The organism is Candidatus Mycoplasma haematohominis, assembly GCF_902712995.1.
GTDB classification, from domain to species: Bacteria; Bacillota_I; Bacilli_A; order Mycoplasmatales; family Mycoplasmoidaceae; genus Eperythrozoon_B; species Eperythrozoon_B haematohominis.
The window spans coordinates 1-1,756 of sequence record NZ_CACTIB010000028.1; the positions used below are offsets into that span (position 1 = coordinate 1).

The following is a 1,756-nucleotide window of genomic DNA, read 5'->3' on the forward strand; positions in this document are numbered from 1 at the left end:
GGAGGAACTGGAGCAAGTGTCGCTTATGCTGCAGGGGCTTTTTCAAGTGCAAAAAATGAAGCTAGTGAAACTCCATCAACGCCCGGAACAGTGGATCCTTCAGGAAGTAATGGGTCTGCTCAGGGTATTGGTGTTGAGCAATCTGGTTCATCACATCAATCTTCTGGAAGTACATCAGGGCAAGGAGCTCAAACAGAAGTAGCAGCTGGTTCTTCAAATGTGACAGAAACAAGGAGTGATAATGGGCAACAAGTTTCTGTCCCTTCACAACCTGCAAATACTTCTCCTGGCGCAGCAACACCATCAGCATAAATATGGCATCCCCAGCAGCAATTGGAGCAGGAATAGGTGGAGGAGCAGTAGCTGTAGCAGGTACTAGCTATGCAGCTTACACTCAATTAAGACCTTATGATGATTTTTCAGATTATGCAAGAAGGAATTGATTTAGTTTTGTATATGAGACAGATGACAAGATTAAAGAGAAGATAAGAAATGGCGGAGATGGTACTGTTGATGGTTATAGAAAGGATTTAAAAGATGAATGAAATCTTATAAAGGGAACTCAAAGCGATGCACCTACAGCGGATGATGTTGGAAAAGCTGGTACATCCGAAGATACAGGATTAGAACCAACTAAATTAACTAAAGTAGTTGATAAGGTTAAAGCTTGATGCAAAACCGAGGAAAAGAAAAAGCCTCAAGGGTCGGATGGAAAAGTTGATTGATCAAAAATAGACTCTGATGCTGGTTGACAGAAATATAAGAAGTTATGTCTAGAATAGCCCAAGAAATAGTCTTATTATGCCTTCGAAATTAGCTTTATCAGCAGCTGCAGGAACTGCTATTGTTGGCGGCGGAGCTGCTGTAACTTATGGAGTTAGCAATTCTTTTAATAAAAATTTTGAATCTAAAACTTCTAAACCTAATGAAGTATCAACTTCTGATCAAAATAAGAGAGGAACTATTCTAGAAGGATCTAGTTCTGGTTCAAGATCAGGATCAAATCCTTCTGGTACGGTTTCTTCAGGACAAGATGCACAACAAACAGTGAACGGGGACAATACAGGACAGCCCCCTTCAACAGGAAATCAAGGTTCAGGAGTTCCTTCTACACATGAAACAGGTAGTCAGACTACTCCTCAAGCAGGATCTTCTGGAGGATAAATCAATAATCGTATGTCAACTCAAGCAATAGGGGCTGCAGTAGCAGGAACAGTGGTAATAGGAGGTGGCGGAGCAACTATTGCTTATGCTGCAGGAGCTTTTGATGCTAAATATAGTGATTTTGATGACTATATTAATAATGGAGGCAAGTATAGATATATAGGTAGTTCTGGAACAGATAGAAGTCTTACAGAGGACAAAATAAAAGCTCATTTGAAAGATGCAAGTAAAGGAGAAAATTACAGAGAAGCATTGAAAGGCAAAATAGGTAATATGAATTTATCTGATCAAAACAACCCTCCAAGACCAGATGCCAATGAAATAGGACAAGCAGGAAAAGAAACTGGAGATACAACAACAAATCTAGATAAAGTTGCTAAGTTTGTAAATCAGTGATGTGAGGTAACTAAGGCTAAAAAACCTGCAAATGCACAAGCAGGAGATAAGTTTAGAGTTAGTGATCTGGAAGCTGTGAGTGAATGAAATGCATTTGTTTCAGTTTGTGTAGAGGAAATTAATTAGATATGTCTAATCCTTTAGCAGCCGCTATAGCGGGAACAGCAATAGCCGGAACTGGAGGAGCAGCTATTGC

The 1,756-nt window shown here is 39.9% G+C and carries 4 protein-coding genes; all 4 read left to right on the top strand.

The annotated features are described in order from the left end of the window. A partial coding sequence (locus H6411_RS04515; RefSeq protein WP_369408504.1) for a hypothetical protein occupies positions 1-312 on the top strand: 312 nt, incomplete at its 5' end. Between the two features lie 2 nt (positions 313-314). Next, positions 315-782 carry a hypothetical protein gene (locus tag H6411_RS04520; RefSeq protein WP_216083455.1) on the top strand — a complete coding sequence of 156 codons (468 nt, stop codon included), beginning with the start codon at positions 315-317 and terminating at the stop codon, positions 780-782. Between the two features lie 19 nt (positions 783-801). Beyond that, positions 802-1,164 carry a hypothetical protein gene (locus H6411_RS04525; RefSeq protein WP_216083456.1) on the top strand — a complete coding sequence of 121 codons (363 nt, stop codon included), beginning with the start codon at positions 802-804 and terminating at the stop codon, positions 1,162-1,164. 12 nt (positions 1,165-1,176) lie between these two features. After that, positions 1,177-1,686 (top strand): hypothetical protein, encoded by a 510-nt coding sequence (locus H6411_RS04530; protein ID WP_216083457.1) that lies wholly within the window; start codon positions 1,177-1,179, stop codon positions 1,684-1,686. Positions 1,687-1,756 lie beyond the last annotated feature (70 nt).